This window comes from Flavobacterium sp. WC2430 (assembly GCF_040822075.1).
GTDB lineage: Bacteria > Bacteroidota > Bacteroidia > Flavobacteriales > Flavobacteriaceae > Flavobacterium.
On the sequence record NZ_CP162007.1, the window covers coordinates 1,839,504 to 1,859,019 of the forward strand.

The 19,516-nt window shown below is 34.0% G+C and carries 22 protein-coding genes; 8 read left to right on the forward strand and 14 right to left on the reverse strand.

The annotated features are described in order from the left end of the window. Nucleotides 1-8: 8 nt before the first annotated feature. The 4 genes from AB3G36_RS08010 to AB3G36_RS08025 all read left to right on the forward strand — a co-directional run bounded on the left by AB3G36_RS08010 (nucleotide 9) and on the right by AB3G36_RS08025 (nucleotide 3,202). Nucleotides 9-848, forward strand: coding sequence for a phytoene/squalene synthase family protein (locus AB3G36_RS08010; protein WP_367757692.1), 840 nt, complete (start codon nucleotides 9-11; stop codon nucleotides 846-848). A gap of 20 nt (nucleotides 849-868) precedes the next feature. After that, complete coding sequence (locus AB3G36_RS08015; protein WP_367757693.1) at nucleotides 869-1,309, forward strand: carotene hydroxylase; 441 nt, start codon at nucleotides 869-871, stop codon at nucleotides 1,307-1,309. A gap of 136 nt (nucleotides 1,310-1,445) precedes the next feature. Next, a complete protein-coding gene (locus AB3G36_RS08020; protein ID WP_367757695.1) occupies nucleotides 1,446-1,907 on the forward strand; it encodes an SRPBCC family protein in 462 nt (153 codons plus the stop codon). Further along, a complete protein-coding gene (locus AB3G36_RS08025; protein ID WP_367757697.1) occupies nucleotides 1,907-3,202 on the forward strand; it encodes a deoxyribodipyrimidine photo-lyase in 1,296 nt (431 codons plus the stop codon). Before AB3G36_RS08020 ends, AB3G36_RS08025 begins: the two co-directional genes overlap by 1 nt. An 86-nt stretch (nucleotides 3,203-3,288) precedes the next feature. Here AB3G36_RS08025 and AB3G36_RS08030 read toward each other — a convergent pair whose 3' ends face one another. The 6 genes from AB3G36_RS08030 to AB3G36_RS08055 are packed head-to-tail and all read right to left on the reverse strand — an operon-like array spanning nucleotide 3,289 to nucleotide 8,294. Next, a complete protein-coding gene (locus AB3G36_RS08030; protein ID WP_367757699.1) occupies nucleotides 3,289-4,707 on the reverse strand; it encodes an SDR family oxidoreductase in 1,419 nt (472 codons plus the stop codon). Between the two features lie 14 nt (nucleotides 4,708-4,721). Next, nucleotides 4,722-5,321 (reverse strand): GTP cyclohydrolase I FolE, encoded by a 600-nt coding sequence (gene folE, locus AB3G36_RS08035; protein ID WP_367757701.1) that lies wholly within the window; start codon nucleotides 5,319-5,321, stop codon nucleotides 4,722-4,724. Between the two features lie 37 nt (nucleotides 5,322-5,358). Then, nucleotides 5,359-6,042: an SDR family NAD(P)-dependent oxidoreductase gene (locus tag AB3G36_RS08040; RefSeq protein ID WP_367757703.1), complete on the reverse strand. Its 684-nt coding sequence runs from the start codon at nucleotides 6,040-6,042 to the stop codon at nucleotides 5,359-5,361. A 12-nt stretch (nucleotides 6,043-6,054) separates the two neighbouring features. Next, nucleotides 6,055-6,333, reverse strand: coding sequence for a TIGR03643 family protein (locus AB3G36_RS08045; protein ID WP_367757705.1), 279 nt, complete (start codon nucleotides 6,331-6,333; stop codon nucleotides 6,055-6,057). Beyond that, complete coding sequence (locus AB3G36_RS08050) at nucleotides 6,330-7,634, reverse strand: ABC1 kinase family protein (protein WP_367757707.1); 1,305 nt, start codon at nucleotides 7,632-7,634, stop codon at nucleotides 6,330-6,332. Before AB3G36_RS08050 ends, AB3G36_RS08045 begins: the two co-directional genes overlap by 4 nt. Then, nucleotides 7,635-8,294 carry a TetR family transcriptional regulator C-terminal domain-containing protein gene (locus AB3G36_RS08055; RefSeq protein WP_367757709.1) on the reverse strand — a complete coding sequence of 220 codons (660 nt, stop codon included), beginning with the start codon at nucleotides 8,292-8,294 and terminating at the stop codon, nucleotides 7,635-7,637. 120 nt (nucleotides 8,295-8,414) lie between these two features. Here AB3G36_RS08055 and AB3G36_RS08060 point away from each other — a divergent pair, with 120 nt between their 5' ends. Then, complete coding sequence (locus AB3G36_RS08060; protein WP_367757711.1) at nucleotides 8,415-9,326, forward strand: TIGR01777 family oxidoreductase; 912 nt, start codon at nucleotides 8,415-8,417, stop codon at nucleotides 9,324-9,326. A 5-nt stretch (nucleotides 9,327-9,331) separates the two neighbouring features. On the opposite strand, the gene AB3G36_RS08065 is transcribed toward AB3G36_RS08060, so the two are convergent. From AB3G36_RS08065 to rmuC, 4 genes are all read right to left on the reverse strand, one after another. Further along, nucleotides 9,332-9,871: a YceI family protein gene (locus AB3G36_RS08065; protein ID WP_367757713.1), complete on the reverse strand. Its 540-nt coding sequence runs from the start codon at nucleotides 9,869-9,871 to the stop codon at nucleotides 9,332-9,334. A 163-nt stretch (nucleotides 9,872-10,034) separates the two neighbouring features. After that, entirely contained in the window at nucleotides 10,035-10,583 is a 549-nt protein-coding gene (locus tag AB3G36_RS08070) for an acyl-CoA thioesterase (protein WP_367757715.1), read from the reverse strand. A 3-nt stretch (nucleotides 10,584-10,586) separates the two neighbouring features. Continuing rightward, nucleotides 10,587-10,952, reverse strand: coding sequence for a 6-phosphogluconate dehydrogenase (locus AB3G36_RS08075; protein WP_367757717.1), 366 nt, complete (start codon nucleotides 10,950-10,952; stop codon nucleotides 10,587-10,589). Between the two features lie 5 nt (nucleotides 10,953-10,957). Then, nucleotides 10,958-12,328 carry a DNA recombination protein RmuC gene (gene rmuC / locus AB3G36_RS08080; protein ID WP_367757719.1) on the reverse strand — a complete coding sequence of 457 codons (1,371 nt, stop codon included), beginning with the start codon at nucleotides 12,326-12,328 and terminating at the stop codon, nucleotides 10,958-10,960. A 109-nt stretch (nucleotides 12,329-12,437) separates the two neighbouring features. On the opposite strand from rmuC, the gene AB3G36_RS08085 reads away from it, so the two are divergent. The 3 genes from AB3G36_RS08085 (at nucleotide 12,438) to AB3G36_RS08095 (ending at nucleotide 15,234) form a co-directional block, all read left to right on the forward strand. Continuing rightward, nucleotides 12,438-13,013 carry a pseudouridine synthase gene (locus tag AB3G36_RS08085; protein WP_367757721.1) on the forward strand — a complete coding sequence of 192 codons (576 nt, stop codon included), beginning with the start codon at nucleotides 12,438-12,440 and terminating at the stop codon, nucleotides 13,011-13,013. 50 nt (nucleotides 13,014-13,063) lie between these two features. Continuing rightward, complete coding sequence (locus tag AB3G36_RS08090; RefSeq protein WP_367757723.1) at nucleotides 13,064-13,516, forward strand: tRNA (cytidine(34)-2'-O)-methyltransferase; 453 nt, start codon at nucleotides 13,064-13,066, stop codon at nucleotides 13,514-13,516. A 110-nt stretch (nucleotides 13,517-13,626) separates the two neighbouring features. Then, the gene (locus tag AB3G36_RS08095; RefSeq protein ID WP_367757725.1) at nucleotides 13,627-15,234 is read left to right on the forward strand and encodes a class I SAM-dependent methyltransferase; all 1,608 of its coding nucleotides are present in this window, start codon (nucleotides 13,627-13,629) and stop codon (nucleotides 15,232-15,234) included. Between the two features lie 46 nt (nucleotides 15,235-15,280). Here the strand turns inward: AB3G36_RS08095 and AB3G36_RS08100 are convergent, their stop codons facing one another. The 4 genes from AB3G36_RS08100 to AB3G36_RS08115 form a co-directional block, all read right to left on the reverse strand. Beyond that, nucleotides 15,281-16,132: a hypothetical protein gene (locus AB3G36_RS08100; protein WP_367757727.1), complete on the reverse strand. Its 852-nt coding sequence runs from the start codon at nucleotides 16,130-16,132 to the stop codon at nucleotides 15,281-15,283. A gap of 183 nt (nucleotides 16,133-16,315) precedes the next feature. Continuing rightward, a complete protein-coding gene (locus AB3G36_RS08105) occupies nucleotides 16,316-17,095 on the reverse strand; it encodes an ABC transporter ATP-binding protein (RefSeq protein WP_367757729.1) in 780 nt (259 codons plus the stop codon). A 123-nt stretch (nucleotides 17,096-17,218) separates the two neighbouring features. Continuing rightward, nucleotides 17,219-18,250 carry an iron chelate uptake ABC transporter family permease subunit gene (locus AB3G36_RS08110; RefSeq protein ID WP_367757731.1) on the reverse strand — a complete coding sequence of 344 codons (1,032 nt, stop codon included), beginning with the start codon at nucleotides 18,248-18,250 and terminating at the stop codon, nucleotides 17,219-17,221. Nucleotides 18,251-18,346: 96 nt separating this feature from the next. After that, a complete protein-coding gene (locus tag AB3G36_RS08115) occupies nucleotides 18,347-19,489 on the reverse strand; it encodes an ABC transporter substrate-binding protein (protein ID WP_367757733.1) in 1,143 nt (380 codons plus the stop codon). Nucleotides 19,490-19,516 lie beyond the last annotated feature (27 nt).

Below are 19,516 nucleotides of genomic sequence, written 5' to 3' on the forward strand. Positions count from 1 at the left end.
ATACTATTATGAAGCAATTATTTGATGATGTCTCTTTCAAATGCAGTAAACTAGTTACAAAAAACTATAGTACTTCATTTTCATTAGCAGTATATATGCTGTCACCAAGTATCAGAGATGCTATTTATAGTATTTATGGCTTTGTGCGCTTTGCTGATGAAATTGTTGATTCTTTTCATGGTTTTGATAAAGCCGATTTGATTAATGATTTCGAAAAAGAATATTATAAATCGTACAAAGCTGGAATCAGTTTAAATCCTATTTTAAATTCATTTCAGCATACGGTAAAAGAATATAATATTACAGATGATCTCATTCAAGCTTTCTTGAAAAGTATGAAACTGGATTTAGTAAAATCAGATTATGAAACGCAGGATGAATACGAAGACTACATTTACGGATCAGCCGATGTGGTGGGTTTGATGTGTCTCAAAGTGTTCGTGAAAGGAAATGCAGTCCGTTATGAGCAGTTAAAAGGGGAAGCCATGCGATTAGGATCAGCTTTCCAAAAAGTGAATTTTCTTCGAGATTTAAAAGATGATAATTTGGTTTTAAACCGTAATTATTTCCCAGGTGTAGACTTAAAATCTTTTGACGAAAAAGACAAAACAGCTATTATCAAAGAAATTGAAGAAGATTTCAAAGTAGCGTATCAAGGGATTGTAAAATTGCCTATTGAAGCTAAATTTGGTGTGTATACCGCTTTTGTGTATTATAAAAAACTACTCAAAAAATTGGAAAAAACACCTTATCACGAAATTGGGAGTGCAAGAATCCGAGTTTCTAATTATACCAAAGCCGGACTGCTAGCACAATCATTTGTAACCTATAAATTGAAATTAGTCTAGTACTTCTAAATAAAAAAACAATGATCTCTTTTTTAATTTTTATAAGTGTTTTTCTCATCATGGAATGCGTCACTTGGCTCACACACAAGTACGTTATGCATGGTTTGATGTGGTATTTTCACGAAGATCATCATCAGCCAAAATATGCACATCCATTTGAACGCAACGATATTTTCTTTGTCATTTTTGCTGTACCTAGCATTGTTCTTTTTTATTATGGTGTCGAGGGCGGAATCAATTATTTATTCTTCATAGGCCTAGGAATTACCGCTTATGGGTTTTGCTATTTCATGATTCATGATGTCTTAATTCATCAACGTTTTAAGTGGTTCAAAAACACCAAAAATAAATATTTAGTTGGCTTGCGAAAAGCCCATAAAGTACACCACAAACATCTTGGAAAGGAAGAGGGAGAGTGTTTCGGGATGCTATTTGTTCCTTTCAAATATTATAAAATGTAAAATTATTTTGGCGTGACCCGCAAAAAAAAGCGGGTCGGGCTTTACGTCTTTATCTCTCCGTCCCGAAAAGTCGGGACTGCGAGGATATCGCCTGCAATCCCTCACGCGAACCATAGCATTTAAAGAATTATTTACCATGAAATTATATAAAAAAGAATCCGTTCAACACGTCAATGCTACTATCGAAGAATGTTGGGCTTTTTTCTCCAGCCCTAAAAACCTTCAAAAGATCACACCTGAAACCATGGGGTTTCAAATCACTGATTACGATGGAAAAAGCATGTATCCAGGCCAAATTATTCAGTATAAAGTATCGCCTTTAGCAGGAATTAAAATAGCATGGGTAACCGAAATTACCAAGGTAAAAGACAATAGCTATTTCATAGACGAACAACGTTTTGGACCTTATGCGTTTTGGCACCACAAGCATTTTTTTGAAGCTACCGAAAATGGAGTAAAAATGACTGATGTAGTGCATTATGGATTGCCATTAGGAATTTTAGGACGCATCATGAATACGCTTGTCGTAAAAGGAAAACTAAACGAAATTTTTGCTCACCGAGTAAAAATGGTCGATCAACTTTTTAATTCAAAATAATGACCAAGCAATCAGTAGCTGTTTTTTGGTTTCGTCGGGACTTGCGTTTAGAAGACAATGTAGGTTTATTTCATGCGTTACAATCGCCTTATCCTGTAATTCTGTTGTTTATTTTTGATGATGCCATTCTGGATAGTTTACCAAAAGACGATGCACGAGTTGGTTTTATTCACGAATCACTTTCGAAAATTGATACCCAGCTTCGAGAATTAGGAAGTTCCCTTTTGGTAAAAAAAGGAACAACTGCAGCCGTTTGGCAATCGTTAATTCAAGAATTTGATATTCAAGAAGTGTTTTTCAATAAAGATTATGAGCCATATGCTATGAAACGGGATCTTGCTATTGGTGCATTATTAAATGCAAATAAAGCCACTGCAAATTCCTATAAAGACCAAGTGATTTTTGAAGAATTGGAAATCACCAAAGCCGATGGTTTGCCTTATACGGTTTACACACCCTATAAAAATAAATGGTTAGAAAAATACAAAGCAAACGCTCCAGTAACGGAATTTGATGCTTCCCTTTACTATTCTAATTTTTATAAAAGCAATTTTGATTTTCCTACTTTGGAACAAATAGGTTTTATAGAAAGTACTATAAAAGTAAAGCCACACAATCTCACGCAAATTTCTAATTATCACGAAACCCGAGATTTTCCTGCTGTAGATAGTACTTCATATTTATCACCACATTTGCGTTTTGGTACTGTAAGCATTCGAAAATTAGTCAATTGGGCTGTACATAAAAATGATGTTTTCTTGAGTGAACTCATTTGGCGAGAGTTTTTCATGCAAATCCTTTATAGTTTCCCAAAAGTGATGGATCATAATTTCAAATCGGCTTATGATGGTATCCAGTGGCGTAATAATGAAGAAGATTTCAAACGCTGGTGCACTGGTACTACAGGTTATCCCATGGTGGATGCAGGAATGCGTCAGCTTAATGAAACTGGATATATGCACAACCGCGTGCGCATGGTGGTGGCGAGTTTTTTATGTAAACATTTATTAATTCAGTGGCAATGGGGCGAAGCTTATTTTGCCGAAAAATTGTTGGATTATGATTTGTCTGCCAATGTAGGGAATTGGCAGTGGGCAGCTGGTACGGGTTGCGATGCTGCACCTTATTTTAGAGTATTCAATCCTGAAATCCAATTGAAAAAGTTTGACGAAAAAGGCATCTACATCCGCAAATGGATTCCTGAATTTGATTTGGGCTATGGAAAACCTATGGTTGATCATGCCATGGCTAGAGATAGAGCCATTGCTACTTATAAAGATGGGATTTTGAAGTGATTTTCTTTTTAACGTATAAGTTATGTGAGTTTAAAACAAACTTTTTTACTGCTAAAAAACTTATATGACTTATTATGTTTCAAAAACTATTTGATTAACTTTTCTAGCATTCCCTTAAAAATAAACCCATGAAATGGCAAAACAGCATACCAGTATAATTTTCCCCAAATGCCTCGTGGTCTAAATGTAGCCGATTGATACAACGTATTTCCAATGATTTTAAATTCTAGCCAAGCTTCGCCTGGGAGTTTCATTTCGGCAAATAAGATTAATTTACCTTCTTCTTTATTGGCATACAAAACCCGCCAGAAATCCAGTGCATCACCAGCATGAATGTCGTGCTTGTTAGTTCGTCCTCTTCTTGATCCCACTCCGCCATACAATTTATCAATAAAACCACGCAAAGACCACAGCCAGTCTCCGTAATACCAACCTGTTTCTCCACCGATGGACCAGATTTGGTGAATGGTATAATCCCGATTTATAATTTCCATTTTACGTCGGTCAATGAAACAGTCTTTTTTTGGTACATGAAGGTACTCTGAAATATTGCTTTTAAAACGGCCACTAACCAAAGAATCTTTCCAGCTGGATGCTACTTTGTCCTCATCTACTTTTATTAATGCTCTAAAAAGCGCTTGCTCGTAAGTCATAGGTTGCACTTGTAGTAGTTCGTTGATTTTTGTATCACGACACACCACTTCTACTTTCATGCTACTGACTAAGGCTGAAGCTAATTTATACGAAGTGGAGGTGACGAAATACAGCCAATAAGAGGAGAGTTTTGGAGTCATTACAGGGACAGTAAATATCCAGCGCTTTAGGTTTTTTGCTTTGGCGAAAGCCAACAACATTTCTTTATAAGTTAAAATATCGGGACCACCTATATCAAAACTTTGATTGTAAGTGACGGGGTTTAACAGTGATTTAGATAAAAAATCGAGTACATCATTGATGGCAATAGGTTGGCATTTGGTATTAAGCCATTTGGGCGTAATCATTACTGGAAGTTTATTGACTAAATCCCTAATGATTTCGAACGAGGCACTTCCAGAACCAACGATAATTCCAGCACGCAAAGTGGTAAGGGCGAAAGTTCCTGAGCTTAGAATATTTTCTACATTTTTTCTAGAAGATAAATGTTTAGAAAGTGATTTGTCATTTACAATACCGCTCAAGTAAATCACTTGTTTGGCATGGGTGGTATTGATTTTAGTCACAAAATTTTCAGCCGAAGCTTGCTCTAACTCATCATAATTATCAGCAGAACTTGACATCGAATGAATCAGGTAATAGGCCGCATCAATGTCATTAGGAATGTTGTTTAGTGTTTCTTCTTTTAAAAAATCAACTTCAATAACTTCGATGTTTTTTATTAAATCAATTGGAACATAGAACCTGTTTTTATCTCTTACACAACAGATTATATCGTAACCTTGTGCTACTAAAATGGGTAATAGTCGCTTCCCGATATAACCTGTTGCGCCTGTTAAGAGAATTTTCATAGTTTTTGTTTAAATTAACTTAATTTATTAGAAATCAAGCTAATAAATTCTTTTCTAGTTTTATTTTTTTCAAATGCACCTGTAAAAGAGGAAGTAGTTGTGAAAGAATTTTGTTTTTGAATGCCACGCATTTGCATGCACATGTGTTGTGCTTCAATGACTACTGCCACGCCCAAAGGTTCTAATGCTTCTTGAATACAATCTTTTATTTGGTCTGTCAATCGTTCTTGAACTTGCATTCTACGGGCATATGCATCTACAATTCTAGGAATTTTACTCAGCCCTACAATTTTTCCATTTGGAATGTAAGCCACGTGTGCTTTACCAAAAAAAGGGAGCATATGGTGTTCGCACATAGAATATACTTCGATGTTTTTTACCACAATCATCTGGCTATGATCTTCTGTAAATAAAGCAGATTTTAATATTTCTAACGGATCTGATGCGTAACCATGAGTTAAAAATTGCATGGCTTTGGCTACTCTTTCGGGAGTTTTTTCCAGACCTTCTCTAGTAACATCTTCTCCTAAACCATGAATGATTGTTTTGTAATTTTCGGCTAATAGATTTGTTGTTTCAGTATTGTATTGTTCGTTATTTTCGTAATTTTTCATTTCTTTTATCATGCGTTGCGGTTTAAATTTGGAGTGATTATATTTTAAAAGTGACTATTCCGTAATCCATTTCAAATATTTGACCTGAGATTGATTTTGCTTTATCAGAGATTAAGAAATCAGCCATATTGGCTACTTCATTTGGTTTTAGATAGCCTTTCATAGGATGGCGTTCTATCATATTTTCTTTCATTCGATCATTACGAAGAATTCCTGCCGAAAGGGATGTTTCGGTAATCGTGGGAGCAATGGCATTGATGCGTACTACCGATGCCATCTCGGCTCCCAACGATTTAACTAATCCTTCCACTCCTGCTTTTGCTGCGGCAATACTGGCATGAAAAGGCATTCCCAGTTTCGCAGCAACGGTACTAAATAAGAGTATGGATGGATTTGTTCCCTTTTTTAAAACAGGTAAATAATGCTGTATGGCTTTTACAGCTCCAATGACATTAATTTCAAAATCATTTCTAAAATCATCTAGGCTTAAACTTCCTATTGGTTTTAAATTAATGGAACCAGGGCAATAAATTAAAGTGTCAATTTCTGCTATATTGGGCAGGCTGTCTTGCAACACATTTATTGGAAAATGAATTAAATTAGGATGCGTAACACTGGGAACAGTACGACTGATATTGTACACTTTGTTACTTTCTAATTGTTCCAATAAGATGGCGTTCCCAATTCCTTTGCTTCCGCCTATGATGAGTATGTTTTTCATAAAATGTAATTACTATCTTTTTGAAATTTTATTATTACTTATGTTTCTTTGTCGGTTGCATTTAAAACGTCCTTTTTCAAAATCACGTAGTTTTTCATGTTTTGTTTTTCGACCTTGCACGCGTTGACGCCACATTTTAAAACTCGACGCTTTCATTTCTTGTCGCATTAAGTCAATCACTTCTTGTTCTTTTAAACCAAATTGCATTTGTATGGCTTCAAAGGTGGTTCGATCTTCCCAAGCCATTTCAATGATTCGATCGATTTCTATTTCGGTGAGAATTATTTTCATGATTGGTATTTTTGATATTCATTTACTACAATAGTTGCTTTCAAATCAAACATTAAATTGTACAAACCAAAGAATGTTCTATTCATGTAAATAAAATGCTTAGAACCCCTATTGCCATTCATTTTTCTAAGGTTTGTATCTTTTGAAAAACGTTCTCCCAATTGAGCAATATCTTTAAAGAATTCTTCGTCTGAGAAGTCGAAAGTATCGCTTTGAAACGGCTTGGTAAACAGCGATAATAAATCGTAAAACATTTGAGTGAAATAAATAATTTCTTCTTTGGAGTCATCTGTTCTTAGGATTTCTAATTCAAAAAGTTTTTTCTCAAAAAGAGCTTTGTTATCTATCACTTCTTTATTGATGAGTTCAAAATAAGGAACATAGAATTCATTTGGAATTTGTTTCATGCAACCAAAATCCAATGCAACCAATTCATTGTTATCACTGACCAAAAAATTTCCAGGATGTGGATCGGCATGTACTTTTTTAAGGATATGAATTTGATACATGTAGAAATCCCATAATGCCTGACCCAATTTATTGGCTATTTCAGGATTTGAATTTTTAAATTCTGATAAATGAACGCCAGTCATCCAATCCATCGTGATAATTTTATCTGATGAAAACTCGGGATAGTAATTAGGGAAAACCAAATTTTCTATTTGGCTACAAGCCGTAACCACTTCTTGGCTTTGTTCCAGTTCCAATAAATAATTGGTTTCTTCAATCAATTTGTCTTCGACTTCTTTAAAATATTTATCAGAATCTTTTCCTTGAAGATTAAACATTCTTATAGCGATTGGCTTTACCAACGCCAAATCCGATGAGATACTGTTGGCCACTCCAGGATACTGAATTTTTACTGCCAGTTTTTTGTTGTCTTTTATAGCCAAATGTACTTGACCTATGCTTGCTGCGTTTACAGAAGTGGAATTGAATTCGTCAAAAATCTCGTAAGGCGTTTTTCCAAAATTACTTCTAAACGTTTTCAAGACTAAAGGTGCCGAAAGTGGTGGAACAGAAAATTGAGACAAAGAAAATTTCTCTACATAGGCTTGAGGCAAGAAACTTTTATCCATACTTAACATTTGCGCTACTTTAAGTGCACTTCCTTTTAGGCTTTTTAAACCATCATATATGTCTTCGGCATTGTCTTCATTTAATTTGTCACGTGTCAAATCGGAATTCACCATTTTTTCGCCGTAATATTTTAAATAGTTAACGCCTACTTTAGCACCAGTTTGCACCAGTTTCGTCGCTCTTTCTATTTTAGAGGTTGGGATATAATCAATTGTTTTCATTTATTTGGCTTGTATTTTTTCTTTGAAAATAAATTTTCCAAAATCGATTAGTGATTCAATAGGGCTGATATTCATTAATTCAAAAGTGGCTTTAACCGATTTCTCAATGAAAATATCTGTCTTTTCAAAAGCAGGCGAGGCGTCATCCAGCCAAAATTTTAAAGTCATCAATAACTGTAACCAAGAACCTTCGCTTATGGCTTTTTCTTGGTATTCCTGTGCTTTCTCGTTTTTAATGCGATATTCATCAGTGATAATTGTAGTTACGTATTCCTTGAAAGCAACTCTTAATTCTGATAATTGCATCAAATTTTTTAACTGATTTTGGTGTTCTTTCAAACTCATAACGACATAAGAACGATTAGCAGCTAATAATTCGAAGAAAGTAAAATAAAAACTAAGCATTTTACTTTTCATATCATAGGTTTCGTATTCTTTGTTTTTGTGTAAAAGTTCAACCGTTTTTTGCAGAAATAACACATATATTTCTTTTTCGATTCCTTCTAGAGTTCCAAAAAAGGCGTAAAATTCAGTTTCTGAATAGCCATTTAATTTCATAAACTGATAAACTGATTTTGGCTTTTCATTATTTTCTAAAGTATATTCCATATACATAGAAACTATTTTATCTTTACTAAGTGCTGTTTTTTTTGTTGCCATTTTCTTGAAAATTTCAAATTAGATTATAAAGATAAGTATTGTTTAACGAAATACTGTTAAACTTAAACAAAATTATTTCGTATATTTGTTTTATTATAAAATAATTAAAGCTGAACGGCCATGAAAAAAAATGTTTTAATCACTGGAGGAACTGGATTTATTGGGAAACACATGACCGATTTATTAATTGAAAATGGATTTACAGTTTCTATTTTGAGTAGGAGTAAAAAAGAGAATGTTGCGGATGTCTTTTATTATACTTGGGATGTTAGCCAACAAAAAATAGAAGAGGAGGCAGTTCTTAATGCAGATTATATTATTCATTTAGCGGGAGAGAATATTGCCGAAAAAAGATGGACACCTAAAAGGAAAGCGGAGATTATTGATAGCAGAGAACAATCCCTACAATTGATTTATTCGGTTCTAAAAAAGAAGGATAAAAAACTGGAAGCTTTTATTTCAGCCTCTGCAATTGGTATTTATGGAGCGATAAATGGGAGAGCCATTTGTACTGAAAAAACGCTACCCGCTAATGATTTTCTGGGAGTTACCTGTAAAAAATGGGAGGCTGCAGCGGATCGTGTTGGAAATTTAGGAATCAGAACTGTAAAAATTAGAACAGGTTTAGTATTGGGTAAAAATGATGGTTTTTTAAATAAGTTACTTCCCCTTTTTAAATGGAATTTAGGTTCAGCTTTAGGCTCTGGAGAACAATATATGCCTTGGATTCATGTTAGTGATCTTTGTAGAATTTATCTGGAGGCTATTATTAATCCAAAAATGGAAGGGTCATATAATGCGGCTATCAATGACGATACAACCAATGCTATTTTTTCGAAAACCTTAGCTAAGCTATGCGGTCACTCTCTTTGGCTACCTAATATTCCTGCATTTGTATTAAAAATAATGATGGGTGAAATGGCTAAGATTGTTTTGACTGGTAGAAGGGTTTCTTCAGATAAAATAGAAAGTACTGGCTTTTATTTCGAGCATAAAAATTTAGAAGAAACGATAAAAATTTGTTTGCCTTAACAGTATTATTGTAAAACAGAATATAGTGCAACAGTAACTTCTTTAGAAATTTTATTTCTCACGATATAGGGAATAGCAATATTGAAGTCATCTGTGTTTATTGTAAAATTGGATTGTAGTTCTAAACCTTTACCTAGTTTTTTGATTTTAGCAGGCACTCTTATGTTTTTTGATTTTCCGTGGATAGTTATTTTCCCACTTATGTAATATACATTCGTATGAAAATCAATATTTTTTATTTCGAATTTTTCAATTACACCTTTAAAAGTTGCTTTTGGATATTTTTTACTTTCTAAATAATTAGCATTAAAATGCTCTTCCATTAAACTTCTTTGAAAGTGGAACATATTAATATAAACGACAAACGATACTTGACCTTTTTTTGTGTTTAAATAGGAATTTACGGTCTCGTTTTTTGCTTCTACATTTTCAAAAAAAGGTACTGATGCCTCAAAGGAAATGATTCCGTTTGTAGAAGTCATTTTTTCTTGAGCATGTAGGTTGGTTGCTATAAACAAAGCGAGTAAGAGTAGCGTTTTTTTCATAGGTTTTGTCCTATATTGTTCTACCTAAAGTTACGAAAAATCAGCCGAATTTTGACTATATTCAAATGGTTAATTGGTGAGAAATAGGAACTAAATTGATTTTAATATTCTGAAAAGTAAAAGAAAAATAATTACAAATGGTTAAGTGTTTGTAATCAGTTAATTAGCTTAGTTCGATTTGAACATTGTATTTTTCCAAACTTGCTAATGTTTCTATAGAGCTATAATTAAACACCTCTTCATGACGATTTTTTTCCTTTTTTAAGGAGATTTGTTTCAAACAATTACAAAAACGACGCACTTCCTCTAAATTGGAAAGGATAAGACCTGGAACTTTTGCATTTGCTCCATGTTTATCTTTAGAAACCATCGTAAAATAAGAAGAATTACAATGATTAACAGTTCCTGTTTGAATGTTTTCAGACTCTACTCGAATTCCTATAATCATGGAACTTTTACCTACATAATTGACACTTGCCTTCATAGTGACTAATTCACCAACTTCTATAGGTCTTAGAAAATCTACGGTATCTACTGATGCTGTTACACAATAATTTCCTGAAAATTTAGATGCGCAAGCAAAGGCAATTTGATCGAGTAAAGAAAGGATATAGCCACCATGTATTTTACCACTAAAGTTTGTGTGCGATGGAAGCATTAATTCAGAAATTGTAATATCTGATGATGCGACTGTTTTGAAAGTATTATGCATGTTTTATTTAATTTTAAAAGGGGAGGTTTCTTTCTTGACTTCTACAATGTAATACTTAGTATCACCCCACCAAGGAAATGTTTTGTAACGTTCGATATACGATACTTTTACATATTGTCCTTCCATCTCTTGCAAATCTGTAATTACTTTTTTGTCTTTGTCTAAAACCGAAAATGCGAATATTTGAGCACCTGAAATGCCTTGACTAATTTCTCCTTCCCAAGTTTTGAAAACCATTCCTTTATGACTAAATTTAATTAGCTCACCAGATCGAACACCTTCGCTATAGGTTGCGTAGTATAAAAAAGTAAAATAACTAATGATTGATAGTATGATTACTGCTACAAGAATGCCTAAAAATTTTTTCATTTTTTCTAGTTTAATAGTTGATTTTCGTCTTTTTCAGCTCTATTTATGATGCTTTCTGGAAGTGACTTTTTAGCTTTGGCTCCCATTTTTTTCAATTTCTCTACACTGGTAATCAAGTTCCCTTTTCCTTCTACTAATTTATTCATGGCACCACTATATTCCGTTTTACTCTCGTCAATTTTTTTACCAATTTTAATTAAATCAGCAACAAAACCTTCAAATTTGTCATATAGTGCTCCCGCTTGACGCGCAATTTCAAAAGCATTTTCTTGTTGTTTTTGGTTGGCCCACATACTGTCAATAGTACGTAAGGTTGCAAGTAAAGTAGCTGGTGTTACGATAACAATGTTTTTTTCGAATGCTTTATTGTACAAAGTTGTGTCTTCATTGAGCGCCATAGCAAAAGCGGGCTCTATTGGTATAAATAATAACACAAAATCAGGGCTTTCTATTTGGTATAAATCTTGATAATTTTTATTGCCTAATTGTTCTACATGGCGTTTTATGGAATTGACATGTTCTTTTAAATAACCAATTTTTAAATCATCCTCTTCTTCGTTAATGTATTTTTCATAAGCAGTCAAAGAAACCTTAGAATCGACTATCATTTTTTTACCATCAGGGAGATTGATTACAACATCAGGGAAAACACGATTTCCTTCCTCCGTAGTAAAAGCTTGTTGTACTTCATATTCACGACCTTTTTCCAATCCAGATTTTTCAAGTACACGCTCCAAAACGAGTTCGCCCCAGTTCCCTTGCATTTTGCTGTCACCCTTTAAGGCTTTGGTCAAATTGATGGTTTCCTTGCTCATTTGAATATTCATTTCACGTAAGCCCAGAATTTGTTGGCGTAAAGCCGCATGATAATCAATACTTTCTTTGTGGGTATCTTCGACTTTTTTCTCAAATAATTGAATTTTATCTTGCAAAGGAGACAAGATGTTTTTCATATTTTCCTTGTTCTGTTCTGTAAATTTATTGGATTTTTCGTCTAATATTTTATTTGCCAGATTCTCAAATTCTTTGGTGAATTTTTCTTGTAGTTTTTCTACTTCTTCTTTTTGTTCTTTATTGCGTTCCCAAAGATTTTCGAAATCCACTTCTTTTTTTGAAAGCTGAATCGCTAAACTGTCTTTTTCATTTCGAATGGTTTCTTTTTCTAACGAACTAGTTTGAAGTTGTTTTTCGAATGTAGTACGATCATTTAAATATTGTTCTTTCTGTTGGTCAAAGTGAGAATTTAAAGCAATCAGTTTTTCTTCTAAACTGATTTTTTCAGACTGAAAGCGAGCGGAGAAAATGAGTTTTCCTATGAAGACTCCTATAGCAAGGGCAATAATAAATAGAAACAAAAAAGGAAGCATATTTGACATGAAAGGTTTTTTTTATGAATAGTAAAAGTAGCAAAAGAAGGGTGAGATTCCTAAAAATTGATATCAGACAATTTAAAAATGTATTTTTGCATAAAATAGTTCAAATAGTATGCCCCACCAACACTTTATCCTCCACAAACCCTACGGTTATTTAAGTCAGTTTATTTATGAGTTGAAAAGAAAAAAGAAACTCTTAGGGGAATTGTACGATTTTCCATTAGGGACTATGGCAATTGGTCGTTTAGATGAAGATTCAGAAGGACTTTTGTTACTGACTACTGATGGTAAGATGAGCGAAATGATACGATCTAAAAAAGTAGATAAAGAATATTATGTACAAGTGGACGGTGTAATCACTCAGAGCGCCGTTGACCTGATGAAAGAAGGGGTAGAAATAGGTTTCAACGGGACAAAATACATTACTAAAAAATGCAATGCCAGTTTGATTCATGAAGTACCTAATTTTGGACTTAGAGGGAAAAAAATTCGTGACGAACGTCATGGTCCAACTTCTTGGGCTTCGATCACGGTCAATGAAGGAAAGTTTAGACAAGTACGTAAAATGACTGCTGCTGTAGGTTTTCCTACTTTAAGATTGGTTCGTGTTCGTATAGGGAATGTACATCTTGACAACTTACAATCTGGTGATGTAATAGAAGTCTCCGATTTTAATACCAAAGATTAATACTTTAATCTTTTAAATCTTTTAATTTTTCAATCTTTAAATAATTACTAATGTTGAACATTGTTTTAGTTGAGCCCGAAATACCTAATAATACTGGAAACATTGGCCGTTTGTGTGTAGGAACGGAAAGTCGTTTGCATTTAGTTCATCCTTTTGGATTTGTAATTAATGATAAAAATTTAAAACGCTCGGGACTTGATTATTGGGTACATCTTGATGTAACGCAATATCAAAATGTAGCCGAATGGAAGTCAATAGTTCCAGATACATCAAGAGTTTTCTTAATGAGTTCACATGCCGAAAGATCGTATTTGGAAATTGATTTTCAAGATGGTGATTGGTTGGTTTTTGGAAAAGAAAGTAAGGGATTGAGTAAAGAAGTTTTGGCCCAATTCGAGAATCATTTAAAAATTCCGATGTCAACAAATATCCGTAGTTTCAACATTGCCAATTCAGTAGCATTTGTAATTGGCGAAGCCAAAAGGCAAATTCAATTAAAGTAATAGCAGCAATATAGATTCTAATTATCCCAATTGTTCGATTGAAATTTTATATATTTGAGTACCTCATTTGCAATAAGAACTGAGTTCTACTCATTTTAAATTTTCTTTTTATGATTGATAAAGTTACTCTGCGTGGTTCAATTTTTAGACATTTAGATGGTTTGGTAACTGCGCCAGTAGCCTATTCTTTGCATAAAAAAGGAGTTTTGGCTTTTTTGATGGATAAAAAGGAGGCAAGTTTAGCAGATCTTACCAATCATTTTTCGGCTAATGAAGGGTATCTCAATATAGGTTTGCGCGTTTTATGTTCGCAAGGTTTTTTTAAATACCATATCAATACTACTACAGATGAAATTAAATTTAGCTTGACTGATACAAGCGAAATTGCCTTTTCCTTTTTTGACCTTTATGAGGATGTGGTTGACCTGTTACAGTTTTCGATGCAATTTCATCCTAGGTTATTTGAAGAAGCTCCTTTTGAAAGGCTGAAAGTCATTTTTGAAAAATATAAAAAAAACTACAATCTAGTATTTTCAGAAGACTCCAAAATCAAGGAAGTACAACATCAAATATTGATGCATATTGAAGGGGTATTAGTTGGTCCTACTTTGGTCAGACTAGGAATGAGCGGAATGTTTCATAAGTATTTTATGGAAATCTCATTCCGACCAGAAGAGTTTCATAAAACACCAGAAAATTTTAAAGTCATCCTGGATTTTTTAACTTATTTGGGTTGGTTTACCCAAAAAAACGGGAATTATCAATTTACAGAAACGGGTTTGTTTTTTGCCAAAAGAGCATCTGCTTATGGAGTAACCGTTTCCTATTTGCCTACATTTAGTAAAATGGATGATTTGCTTTTTGGTAATCCTAATGTTTTGCGAAATACAAGTGATGGGGAGGACGAAATTCATGTAGACCGTGAAATGAATGTATGGGGTAGCGGTGGAGCTCATGACAGTTACTTCAAGGTTGTCGATGAGATTATTATTCAATTGTTTAATTTACCAATAGAAGATCAACCCAAAGGAATTTTAGATATGGGCTGTGGCAATGGTGCTTTCTTAGAACATATTTTTAATGTTATCGAAAGGCAAACCTTTCGAGGGAAAATACTTGATGACTACCCTTTGTTTCTCATAGGTGTTGATTACAATCAAGCTGCTTTGAAAGTAACGCGAGCCAATTTAATAAAAGCGGATATTTGGGCTAAAGTCATTTGGGGTGATATCGGTAGGCCAGATGTGCTTGCCGAAGATTTATTGGGAAATTATAATATTGATTTAAAGGATGTGCTGAATGTGAGAACTTTTTTGGATCACAACCGCATTTGGGAAGAACCAAAAAAACGTTCTCCAGAAAGAGATAGCCAATCTACTGGTGCTTTTGCTCACAGAGGAAAAAGGATTAGTACTAATGTAGTGGAAGATAATCTACTAGAGCATTTTAATAAATGGTCTCCTTATGTGCATAAGTACGGCTTGTTAATGATTGAGTTACATACCATTCCTCCAGCTTTGACTGCAGCTAATTTAGGGAAAACGGCTGCAACTGCTTATGATGCTACTCATGGATTTTCGGATCAATATATTGTAGAAATTCCTGTATTGCATAAAATTGCTGCAGAAGCGGGTTTGTATCCAGACATTTCATTTTTTAAACGGTTTCCAGATTCTAATATCGCCACGGTAAGTGTTAATTTATTAAAAGGGAAATAAGGTAAAAAAAAAGAGGAAGCCTTATCAAAAGCTTCCTCTTTTTTAATTAATCTCGCATAACAAAATCGCTCAGTGTTATAAAAGTACTGCCCGTTTTGGCATCATGATAAATATTATATTTTGTTGGGTAATTACCTGCTTTTGCAAAATGTTCCGGTTGAGAATAATTCAGTCTAGATTCCTCATTAGAAAGTAAATACTCTAAAGTTATCATAGGTTCTACAAATATCAAATCACCATCAAAGGATCCATAGATCATAATTTTGCTAAAGGGCAAATAATCGGGTAAGTTTAACGGTAGCCAGTGTTTTCCCATTTGAGCTTCAGCAGTACCACCATCAGGAGGTGTAAAATAATCAGCAGGCATATATCCCAAAGGAGGATAATTATTAAATAGTTCATTTGTGCTTTCAGACCATGCTGGTATAGCCAGTTGTTCGTCGAGAGAGATCATATAAAAATGAATGTCAAAATGGGGTACATCAAAAACATGTTCTGGTTCATGGCCATTGGGATTCCAATTAAGTCCGATATGATCAAACGGTGTCAACTGATTTGCTTTAAGGTGTAGCGGAATAACAATTGTTGAACCTGCCAGCGGTGCATTATTTTTGTCTCTTTCTGGATTTAATAAAGCTTCAGCGGTCATTTCAATTCCAATTTCATTTGGATTACCACTGCCATCAACACTTATCCAGGAGCGCACTTTTCCGTATCCGAGTGTTACTTGAGGTCCCTTGAATACATTGAGCTTCATTGCATTCGTTTTTACATTAAAAGGTTTGGAGGTGTTTGTTTGTAAATCAGTAGAAATCATTTCGTCCTGACTGCAAGAATAGAGAAAAAATAAGCTTCCAAATAGAACCACTTTTTTGAGTAAAGTACACAAATTTTCCATAATTAAAATTTTTAAAGATTAGTTTTAATAGTGTAGATAAGTTGAATTTTGGGAAATAAGAATGAGGTATACTAATTTACAAAACAATAAAGTGTAAAATTGATACACTTTGCTTTTTGGGTATGTTTTGTGATAATTCTGTTGTCCATTATGGAATTAATAACTGTTAGTGCGAAATAGTGATTATACAATAACAAATTTCCCTTTTGAGGAATCGAATGTAATGTGTTCGTCTTTAAAGATTGTATTAAAACTCCCTTTTGAAATCAAATTGCACGGTTCGTCTTGGATGACTGTTTCTGCCGTCATAATAATCATTTCATCACTCAGTTGAATCGCCATATCGATATCATGTGTCGAAAATAAAATACATTTATTTGTTTCCTTTGTTAGTTTTTTTAGCAATTTGAAGAGTGCTACTTTGTGCAGTAAATCGAGATGGGTGGTAGGCTCATCAAGAATAATTAAAGGAGTATCTTGCGCCAATGCACGTGCTATCAACACTTTTTGCAATTGCCCGTCACTTATTTCGTAATGCTTTTTGGAGGCCAAATGACTGATTTTGGTCAGTTCAAGGGCTTCATTAATTTTAGCAACATCTTCATCGGATAAAGTTCCGATCCAATTGGTATACGGTTGACGTCCCAAAGCGACCAATTCGAAAACCGTCAAATTACTAGGCGGTAATTTTTCGGTTAAAACAATACTTAGATTTTGGGCTAGTTCTAATGGTTCATAATCAGTTACTTTTTTATCATTCAAATAGACAGCCCCTTCCAATGGTTTTTGAATTCCATTAATAGTGCGCAATAAAGTTGACTTCCCTATTCCATTAGCACCAATTAATGCTATAAGTTTCCCTTGCTGTAAATTCAGGTTGAGGTTTTTAGCAATGGTCGTAACTGCGCTTTTGGTTTTGTAACCAATGCTTAGGTTTGATGTGGATAGGATGTTTTTATTCATCAATTTTTTCGAGTTTATTTTTTAAACTTTTAAACTTTTTATATAAAACCGTCAAGGAGTTAAGGTACAGTATTGCCTAAATTTTCTAAATAAGATAAAAAATAAAGTCGCTTTTATGTTCAATCACCCCATCATTTTCCTCTTACGTACTAGTAACCAAATTACAATAGGTGCACCAAGTAGTGACGTAATCGCATTTATAGGTAAAGTTATATCAAAACCTGGCATTTGTGAAACTAGATCACATACAAGCATGATTTCCGCGCCAAGAAGAAGTGTACTCCAATATAAAACCGAATGATTACTAGTTTGGAATATAAGTTTTGCAATATGAGGAACTGCTAAACCTATAAAGGCAATTGGCCCTGCATAAGCCGTGATACTTCCCGCGAGAATACTAGTGGCAAGAATTATAGTAAGTCGCATTTTCTTGAAATTAAGTCCCAAACTTCTTGCGTAGTTTTCCCCAAGTAATAATGCATTTAAGGGTTTGATACTAAATAGACTTAATAGTAATCCTATGAAAACTGAAATCGATAAAATAGTTATAGAGGTCCAGGATAAATTACCGAGTGTTCCCATAGACCAAAAAGTAAATTTTTGTAATTGTTCTGCCGTGCTGAAATACGTAAGTGTTCCTACGATGGCACTGGTAAAACTACCAAACATCAAACCTACAATTAGAATGGCCATCGTATCACGCAAGCGATGAGAAACTAGGAGAACAGCTAATAAAACGATAGAACTTCCCATAGTTGACGCAAGAACGATTCCGTAAGAGGACAATAGAATAGTACTGATAAATGAGGGCATAAACGCAGCTCCTAAAATCACAAAAGCAACGCCTAAACTTGCACCTGAGCTCAGCCCTAAAACATAAGGTCCCGCAAGCGGATTTCTAAATAAAGTTTGCATCAGCAATCCGCTGATAGAAAGTCCCATTCCAACTAAAACAGCAGTGATAGCTTTGGGTAAGCGGTAATTAATAATAATATATTCCCAAGTGGATTTACTTGCTTGTCCTCCCGTTAAGCTGTTGTAAACTTCCTTGAACGGAATTGTTATCGAGCCAAAACTGATGTTTATAAAAAACAAAACGACCAATCCTATAGCCAGTAAAGAGAATAAAATGATATTTCGTTTTTGATTATTCAATTAGTATTTTTTTTATTTGTATTGTGTTTTTGATAATGGATCAGTTTTTAAAAACGAATCGGAAATCCGTTTTGTATGCTGTCTTATGGAGAGGGTTTAGTTTAGTTTTTGTGCAAAGGTAAAAGTATAATTTGGAAGTAAATCAGCATGGAAAATTTTGATGTAATCTTTTAGGACTAAATCAGGTCGGCTAGGGGCTGATTCATAGTATATCGTTCCGCCAGTAGCGCCTATTTTACCCTCAAAAGTATATACTTGTTTGGTTTTAAAGGCATCAAATTGACTGTAATGTGGATTGATTTTTTCTAATTCAGCTACTGTTTTATAAGGGCCTGTAGCAATCCAATACTGAGCTGTTTTAGCTTTTTCTAATACTTTTTCGAATGATAATCCAATACTACCCGTTCCTTCGGTGTCTGACCAAAGGTAATTGACTTTTGAATCTTTTAAAAATTGTGCAACCCAACTATTGGCTTTGGCCACATACCATTGATCTTGGTACATGGAACCGTATAATACTGTTGCTGTTGGTTTTTTGGTGGAAACCAAATCCAACGCTTCTTTGTAATTTTTAATAATAGCGTCAAATTGAGTTTTGGCTTCTTTCTCTTTTCCAAAAAGAGCGCCGTACAGTTTTATCCATTCTGCTTTTCCAAGAGGAGATTGCTCCATCCAATCTGCCTGAATACATACTTTTAAGCCACTTTTTGCAAGATTATCAATCATTGGATTATTGTTGTCAATACCAAAAGTCACTATAAGCTCTGGGTTCATTTCTATCAATTGCTCTATATTTAATTTTTCGTTTTGCCCTACATTTTTAACGGTTCCATTATCAATTAATTTTCTGGTTTTTTTAGAAGAAATGTAGTCTGTATGTGGGAATCCAGCCAATCGATTTTCCACTCCTAGCATTTCTAAATAGGGGACAATCGTAGTAGAAGTTACCACAATCGACTGTAGAGGTACCTGGATGGTATTGTATTTTTTCAAACTATCTGGGATGGCGCTGTTTTTCTCTTTTAAGATATAAGTAAAATCTTTTTCAGCATTGGGCCATGGGTTGATTACCTTCACTATAGAAAAGCCTTCGTACTTGTATATGGCTAAGCTATTTGCATATTCAATTTCGTTTTTTGCGTTTAAAATGGATTTACTTTCTGATTTATCTGCTTTTTTACAACTAATGAAGGAGAGAAGAACCACTACTAAAAGAATTTTATAGGAAGAAAGTTTCATGATGCTATTTTATGATTTAAGCAAAGG

What these genes read in the sequence shown, in the direction of transcription:
- AB3G36_RS08055 (WP_367757709.1), bottom strand. Translation starts at nt 8,294, where the DNA reads ATGGCAACAAAAAAAACAGCACTTAGTAAAGATAAAATAGTTTCTATG.
- AB3G36_RS08070 (WP_367757715.1), bottom strand. Translation starts at nt 10,583, where the DNA reads ATGCATAATACTTTCAAAACAGTCGCATCATCAGATATTACAATTTCT.
- AB3G36_RS08040 (WP_367757703.1), bottom strand. Translation starts at nt 6,042, where the DNA reads ATGAAAAACATACTCATCATAGGCGGAAGCAAAGGAATTGGGAACGCC.
- AB3G36_RS08075 (WP_367757717.1), bottom strand. Translation starts at nt 10,952, where the DNA reads ATGAAAAAATTTTTAGGCATTCTTGTAGCAGTAATCATACTATCAATC.
- AB3G36_RS08050 (WP_367757707.1), bottom strand. Translation starts at nt 7,634, where the DNA reads ATGAAAACAATTGATTATATCCCAACCTCTAAAATAGAAAGAGCGACG.
- AB3G36_RS08010 (WP_367757692.1), top strand. Translation starts at nt 9, where the DNA reads ATGAAGCAATTATTTGATGATGTCTCTTTCAAATGCAGTAAACTAGTT.
- folE (WP_367757701.1), bottom strand. Translation starts at nt 5,321, where the DNA reads ATGAAAAATTACGAAAATAACGAACAATACAATACTGAAACAACAAAT.
- AB3G36_RS08015 (WP_367757693.1), top strand. Translation starts at nt 869, where the DNA reads ATGATCTCTTTTTTAATTTTTATAAGTGTTTTTCTCATCATGGAATGC.
- AB3G36_RS08115 (WP_367757733.1), bottom strand. Translation starts at nt 19,489, where the DNA reads ATGAAACTTTCTTCCTATAAAATTCTTTTAGTAGTGGTTCTTCTCTCC.
- AB3G36_RS08030 (WP_367757699.1), bottom strand. Translation starts at nt 4,707, where the DNA reads ATGAAAATTCTCTTAACAGGCGCAACAGGTTATATCGGGAAGCGACTA.
- AB3G36_RS08085 (WP_367757721.1), top strand. Translation starts at nt 12,438, where the DNA reads ATGCCCCACCAACACTTTATCCTCCACAAACCCTACGGTTATTTAAGT.
- AB3G36_RS08100 (WP_367757727.1), bottom strand. Translation starts at nt 16,132, where the DNA reads ATGGAAAATTTGTGTACTTTACTCAAAAAAGTGGTTCTATTTGGAAGC.
- AB3G36_RS08045 (WP_367757705.1), bottom strand. Translation starts at nt 6,333, where the DNA reads ATGAAAATAATTCTCACCGAAATAGAAATCGATCGAATCATTGAAATG.
- AB3G36_RS08060 (WP_367757711.1), top strand. Translation starts at nt 8,415, where the DNA reads ATGAAAAAAAATGTTTTAATCACTGGAGGAACTGGATTTATTGGGAAA.
- AB3G36_RS08090 (WP_367757723.1), top strand. Translation starts at nt 13,064, where the DNA reads ATGTTGAACATTGTTTTAGTTGAGCCCGAAATACCTAATAATACTGGA.
- AB3G36_RS08105 (WP_367757729.1), bottom strand. Translation starts at nt 17,095, where the DNA reads ATGAATAAAAACATCCTATCCACATCAAACCTAAGCATTGGTTACAAA.
- AB3G36_RS08095 (WP_367757725.1), top strand. Translation starts at nt 13,627, where the DNA reads ATGATTGATAAAGTTACTCTGCGTGGTTCAATTTTTAGACATTTAGAT.
- AB3G36_RS08065 (WP_367757713.1), bottom strand. Translation starts at nt 9,871, where the DNA reads ATGAAAAAAACGCTACTCTTACTCGCTTTGTTTATAGCAACCAACCTA.
- rmuC (WP_367757719.1), bottom strand. Translation starts at nt 12,328, where the DNA reads ATGTCAAATATGCTTCCTTTTTTGTTTCTATTTATTATTGCCCTTGCT.
- AB3G36_RS08025 (WP_367757697.1), top strand. Translation starts at nt 1,907, where the DNA reads ATGACCAAGCAATCAGTAGCTGTTTTTTGGTTTCGTCGGGACTTGCGT.
- AB3G36_RS08020 (WP_367757695.1), top strand. Translation starts at nt 1,446, where the DNA reads ATGAAATTATATAAAAAAGAATCCGTTCAACACGTCAATGCTACTATC.